At 38.6% G+C, this 5,692-nt stretch carries 6 protein-coding genes and 2 pseudogenes; 7 read left to right on the top strand and 1 reads right to left on the bottom strand.

What is annotated here, in order from left to right; translation table 11 throughout:
- From FTU54_RS14655 to FTU54_RS14630, 6 genes and pseudogenes are all read left to right on the top strand, one after another.
- Nucleotides 1-776, top strand: a 776-nt coding sequence (locus FTU54_RS14655) for a multicopper oxidase domain-containing protein (protein ID WP_180074873.1), incomplete at its 5' end; no start/stop codon positions are given.
- Nucleotides 763-1,101: a hypothetical protein gene (locus FTU54_RS14650; protein WP_004897649.1), complete on the top strand. Its 339-nt coding sequence runs from the start codon at nt 763-765 to the stop codon at nt 1,099-1,101. The genes FTU54_RS14655 and FTU54_RS14650, both read left to right, overlap by 14 nt.
- Entirely contained in the window at nt 1,088-2,032 is a 945-nt protein-coding gene (locus FTU54_RS14645; protein ID WP_154320112.1) for a copper resistance protein B, read from the top strand. Before FTU54_RS14650 ends, FTU54_RS14645 begins: the two co-directional genes overlap by 14 nt.
- 231 nt (nt 2,033-2,263) lie before the next feature.
- On the top strand, nt 2,264-3,589 hold the full coding sequence (locus tag FTU54_RS14640; protein ID WP_180074872.1) for an ISNCY family transposase: 1,326 nt from the start codon (nt 2,264-2,266) through the stop codon (nt 3,587-3,589).
- A 109-nt stretch (nt 3,590-3,698) separates the two neighbouring features.
- The gene (locus FTU54_RS14635; RefSeq protein WP_000246755.1) at nt 3,699-3,944 is read left to right on the top strand and encodes a type II toxin-antitoxin system RelB/DinJ family antitoxin; all 246 of its coding nucleotides are present in this window, start codon (nt 3,699-3,701) and stop codon (nt 3,942-3,944) included.
- Nucleotides 3,934-4,226 (top strand): annotated as a pseudogene (locus FTU54_RS14630) (type II toxin-antitoxin system RelE/ParE family toxin). Before FTU54_RS14635 ends, FTU54_RS14630 begins: the two are co-directional and overlap by 11 nt.
- A gap of 127 nt (nt 4,227-4,353) precedes the next feature.
- Here FTU54_RS14630 and FTU54_RS14625 read toward each other — a convergent pair.
- Nucleotides 4,354-4,683, bottom strand: coding sequence for a four-helix bundle copper-binding protein (locus tag FTU54_RS14625; RefSeq protein ID WP_016658833.1), 330 nt, complete (start codon nt 4,681-4,683; stop codon nt 4,354-4,356).
- Nucleotides 4,684-5,462: 779 nt separating this feature from the next.
- Here FTU54_RS14625 and FTU54_RS14620 point away from each other — a divergent pair.
- Nucleotides 5,463-5,692: pseudogene (locus FTU54_RS14620) on the top strand (type II toxin-antitoxin system RelE/ParE family toxin); the annotation flags it as partial.

Raw genomic sequence — 5,692 nt, 5'->3', positions numbered from 1 at the left:
ACTCGAAAATGGATCATTCAAAAATGAACCATGGCGATATGCAAGGCATGGATCACTCGAAAATGGATCATTCAAAAATGAACCATGGCGATATGCAAGGCATGGATCACTCGAAAATGGATCATTCAAAAATGAACCATGGCGATATGCAAGGCATGGATCACTCGAAAATGGATCATTCACAGCATGGCACAGCAAAACCACAAGAAAATGATCAAGTGGTTTATGGTTGGGCAAATGCATCTACACCTGTGGGCAATAAAGCCTTGCAATATAGTGATTTAAAATCTTTAGAACCGCAAAAAGATACTCGTGAAGCTAGCAGTGAATTAGTAGTGCGTTTGGGCGGTACTATGGAGCGTTATATTTGGACGATTAACGGTAAAAAATTCAGCGATGCTGAGCCATTAAAAGTGAAGTATGGCGAGCGTATCCGTATCAAATTTATTAATGACAGTATGATGGCGCACCCCATGCATTTACATGGCATGTTTATGCAGTTGGAGAATGGTCAAGAGTCGGTAGATATGCCGAATAAACACACATTGATTGTACCACCGGGTAAAACAGTCACTGCTTTATTAACTGCGGATGAGTTGGGCGAATGGGCAATCCATTGTCATTTGTTGTATCACATGAGTGCAGGAATGATGAACAAGTTGATCGTGGCAAATGTTAGCGATGAACAAGTGTCTACAACGCCAATTCAAGGTACAAATTCGACTCAAACTCACCAAGTAACTGAGCAAAAAGGAGCTGGACATGCACATCACTAATTTTGTATTTAAAGCGTTTTTTTCTGTTGCGGTATTGAGTTTAACAAGCTTAAGTTTGGCGCACGAAGGGCATCATTCAACTGCTCAGACTGATGGAAAAAATGTACCATCAATGAATCATCAAGCGATGTCTGAGATGGATCATTCACAGCATTCTCCACAAGAGCATGCACAACACATGCAGATGATGGGGAAAATGAATCATGCTGCACATTCAGCACCGATGAACCATCAACATGCAGGTCATCAGCCAATGCATCACAAATCAACAGAGAAACAGCAAGATCAAAAAGTACAGAAAGGAGATCAACATGCGCACCATTAATCTTTTTTCTAAAACTGTTTTAGCAAGCTCTTTGTTGATGGTCAGTGCAGTGAGTTTGGCACATAATGGTGAAGATCATAGTGCGCCTGAAAAAATGACAGTTGCTACATCTTCTAGTCAAAATCAGCCGATGCAAATGGATCGCTCTCAAATGAACCATAGCCAAATGAATCAGGCACAACATCAGGCAACATCTACGGTTAATCATTTACATCATGTACCAGATGCGAATGCTCAGCAGAGTTCGCATTATGATCATCGCTCAGAACACGGTGCGCAAATTTATGCGATTACGACAGTGGACAATAAGTGGCTTGTCAATGAAGATGGCACAGGTGATTTAAAGTCAGAGTTTGAAACCCGTATTGGCACAGATGAAAATAAGCTTTTTATTAAAATTCATGCCGATAAAGAAGAATCGCATGATGCACATTATGATGCCAAACTTTTATATAGCCGTATGATTTCAGACTTTTGGGATGCACAGATTGGTGCACGTTATCGTAGTGAAAAAGTTGAACTCAATGATCATCGCAAAGACACCGAAGAAAATGTTGATGCGGTGATTGGCTTACATGGTATGGCGCCATATTTCTTTGAAACTGATGCTTATCTCTATGCGGGAGAAGACAATTATGCGGGCTTTAGCCTAGAAACGGAACGTGATTTTCTGATTACGCAAAAGTTGATTATTCAACCTTATTTAGAGTTGGATGCTATCTTTAGTGATGACTCTAAATATGCGAAAAAAACTGGTTTAAGCAGTGCAACCGCAGGGTTTGAAACTCGCTATGAAATCAGTAAAAAGATCATGCCGTATATCGACATTGCCTATGAGTATTCAAAAGGTAATGATGAAACGTCGTGGCAAATAGAATCAAACTCTGAGAAAGGTTGGTTATATGGAGCTGGTGTTAGATTTAGATTTTAATTAATTTAATGATTACTAAATAGCTTTATTTAAATAAAACTCTAGCTTAATGTGGCCGGAAGCAAAATGTTAACTTATTTTGCTTCCTTCCATTTAACATAATGGCTGTTATGCGAAGTCGACTTGTAAGCCCAAAGTAGAAATGTCCGGTTTCTCCAAAGTAAAAATGTCCGCTTTTAGAATATGCACTTTTGCAATTTTCTTAGCGGACGGTTTGATATGTTGGTGTCTATGTCGGATAAAGAACTTAAACGATTGTCGGTCTTGCAGGAAATCAGTGATCAACGCATAACCCAGTCCCAAGCTGCTCAGCTACTTCATATTTCAGAGCGTCAGATCAGACGTTTATTGCAAAAATACAAAGCTCAAGGCCCAGCTGCATTAGCCCATGCCGGTCGTGGTCAAATCAGCAATTCCAGGCTTCCTGAAGAACTCAGACTCAAGTGCCTCAATATTGTTTCTGATCAACTGCATGGTTTCGGACCCACTTTAGCGCATGAAAAGCTCACCACCGTTCATGGCTTTGATATTTCAGTGGAAACACTGCGTTCCTGGATGATTGCAGCCGATTTATGGATTCCTCGCGCCAAGCGTCTGAAACGCCCGTATCAGCCTCGTTATAACCGGGACTGTTATGGTGAACTGATCCAAATCGATGGCTCACACCATGACTGGTTTGAAGGACGCGCTGCTAAATGCTGTCTGCTGGTGTTTATCGATGATGCTACAGGAAAATTGCAGCATTTACGCTTCTGTGAGTCGGAATCAACCTTTGACTATATGATTTCAACACGTTTGTATGTTGAGCAGCATGGTAAGCCTTTAGCCTTCTACAGCGATAAACATTCAGTCTTCAGGGTGAATCAAAGCAGTAAGAAAGACACCAAGATTACCCAGTTTGGGCGCGTACTCAGCACCCTGAATATCGATATTATCTTCGCTAATTCACCACAGGCCAAAGGCCGTGTAGAACGAGCCAATAGAACGCTTCAGGACCGTCTGATCAAAGAAATGCGTCTGGAAGGCATCAGTTCGATTGCCGAAGCCAATGCCTGGCTACCCTGCTTCATTGAGCAGTTCAATCAGAAGTTCGCCAAGATGGCTTTTAATCCTAAGAATCTACATCGGCCTATCACTGAAACAGCCGAAGAGTTAGATGATATTTTTACTTGGCGTGAACCCCGCAGAGTCACGAATAGTCTGACGATTACTTATGATAAATGCGTATATCTCCTGGAAAACACGGAAGAAAACCAAAGATTGATTGGCAAGTATCTTGAGTTTCTGGAATACCCGGATAGTACAGTCGCGATTGAATATCAGGGAAGAAAAATCAATTACAGCATCTTCGATAAATTAAGTCAGCTCAACCAGCGAGAGATTGTTGAAAATAAACGTTTGGGTTCTGTATTAGCCCATATTCAACAGCAGCATGAAGAACTAGAACAACAAAATAAACGCAATCGTTCTCAAAAGATGCCAAGCAGACGTGCACAGAAAACAGCAATTCAAGAACGAAATCTAAATCCTGTGCTTGACTTGGAAATGTCCATATAGGACATTTCTATTTGGTTATTAGGTAGGACATTTCTACTTGGGAATAACACGACTTGTAATGCAATTTGCATTACAATATTCCTAGTACATTAAATACTTGGGAAATATGATGGCTACTGTTAACTTCAGGATCGATGAAGCCCTTAAAGAAAAATCTTATTCAATCCTTAAAGAGCAAGGTATTGCACCTACTGATTTCTTCACTAGTATTCTTGAGTATGTTGCTACGACTGGGAAACTGCCTGTCAAAAAAGCTTTGCTTTCGGAAGAAGATGAAGAATTATTAGCTCTTGTCCGTAAGCGCATTAATGATCCTAAAGAGATGTTTGAGGAAGTCACATTAGATGACTTATAAGCTTTTACGTCACAAGGACTTTACAGCAGAATGGGAAAACTCCCTGTTGCTATACGAGATCAATTTAAAAAGAAACTAGCCAAAGTCATAGAGCAGCCACATATTCCAAAGAATATGCTTAGAGGCGATCTTGCAGGTTGCTATAAAATCAAATTATTAAAAGCTGGTGTCCGACTTGTCTATCAAGTTAAAGATGATCAGGTAGTTATCCTGCTCATTACCGTCGGAAAACGAGCTGATAGCATAGTTTATGACGAAGCGAAAAAGCGAATTAAAGACTAAAAATGGGAGCTTAAAGCTCCCATTTTTGGCTTCGTATAAGGTGTATTATGTTAATTTTAGGAAAGGCTCTAGACTAGCAGAATGATTATGTTAGTCTAGAGCATATAATTAACATTATTGAAGTATTTTACATGGCAATTTTTCGACATTCTTCTGCACACTGACGGCAAGCCTCAGCACATTTTTTACAATGATCATGTGAATGTTTTTCACACTCTTCCGCACAATATTCACAGATCTTAGCACAAAGCTCACAAATCTCTTTGAGGAAAGGTGAGTTATGTTGTTGCATACGCACACATAACTGACAAATATCTGCACATTCTAGACAACGTTGAATACATTCACGCATCATCTCTAAATCTTTTTCTTTTAAACAAGAAGTTGCACATTCAGTACAAATAAGTGAACAGTTTGTACATGCAGAAATACACTTTGAAAATTCCGTATTAATCATTTTTTACTCTCAACTTATATAATCAAAGAAATAATTAAAACATAATTTTTTTCTACTAATTATTTTAAATTATTAGTAAATGTAATACATAATGTTAATTTATATGAATAATGTTAATTTTAACTAAATCTTATTTATATTCCAAATTATTAAAAAACAGTTTTTAATTAGGATAGATGATCAAGTATCAAAAGCAGCTATTCTTAAAATAACTGCAATAATTTTATCACTTTAAAAATAGATTTTCCCTCTATTTAACATAATGGGCGTTATACGAAGTACACTTGTATATTAATCTAAATATCAACCACTTAATAAAAATAGAAAAATCCAAAAATGACCAAAAAGCCGATTTTGAAACAAGTCGGCTTTTTTATGAGCGGTTTTGATACTTCTTGCCAATAAATTTGACTAAAAAATAGTCAGTTTTGAGGTTTTTCAAATTTTATCAATGCCTCAATGTCCAAAATTATCCACATTTTTTGTGGATAAAATTTAGGCTATTTTGTAAGCCCTGGCTCATACCAATCTCGGCCCTTTGCTGCTATCCGCAATACTGGAAATTTCCTATCATGAAGACATAGAGAGCAGGATGCTCCAGATAAAAAGAATAAGATGAACAACAAGGAACGTGAGATCAGACAGGAGTCAGATCTAAGCGCCAAATATGGAAAACCCCGGCAGGATACCGGGGTTTTTTATTGCCTATCCTTTCTCATTTGCAAAACAAACATAATGCCCCCTAAAATATAGACTATAATCTATATTCTGGTTGTGGTATGTGGACAGTCATTACGACAGATCTATTTAATCAGTGGCTTGAACAGCAAGATGAACCTACATAAGAGCAGGTCCTAGCTGCCCTGGTTGTTCTACAGCAGCAGGGACCGAGTTTAGGCCGTCCTTTAGTAGATACTGTGTATGAGTCTAAATTTACCAATATGAAAGAACTGCGTGTTCAACATCGCGGTAGACCCTTAAGAGCTTTCTTCGCATTTGATCCCTTACG

This window comes from Acinetobacter sp. YH12116 (assembly GCF_013418895.1).
Taxonomy (GTDB): domain Bacteria; phylum Pseudomonadota; class Gammaproteobacteria; order Pseudomonadales; family Moraxellaceae; genus Acinetobacter; species Acinetobacter indicus.
Note: the sequence above shows the minus strand (reverse complement) of the source record. Positions and strands in the feature narration are given on the sequence as shown.

Coding starts and splice junctions, on each gene's coding strand:
- FTU54_RS14650 (WP_004897649.1), top strand. CDS start 763: ATGCACATCACTAATTTTGTATTTAAAGCGTTTTTTTCTGTTGCGGTA.
- FTU54_RS14625 (WP_016658833.1), bottom strand. CDS start 4,683: ATGATTAATACGGAATTTTCAAAGTGTATTTCTGCATGTACAAACTGT.
- FTU54_RS14645 (WP_154320112.1), top strand. CDS start 1,088: ATGCGCACCATTAATCTTTTTTCTAAAACTGTTTTAGCAAGCTCTTTG.
- FTU54_RS14640 (WP_180074872.1), top strand. CDS start 2,264: ATGTCGGATAAAGAACTTAAACGATTGTCGGTCTTGCAGGAAATCAGT.
- FTU54_RS14635 (WP_000246755.1), top strand. CDS start 3,699: ATGGCTACTGTTAACTTCAGGATCGATGAAGCCCTTAAAGAAAAATCT.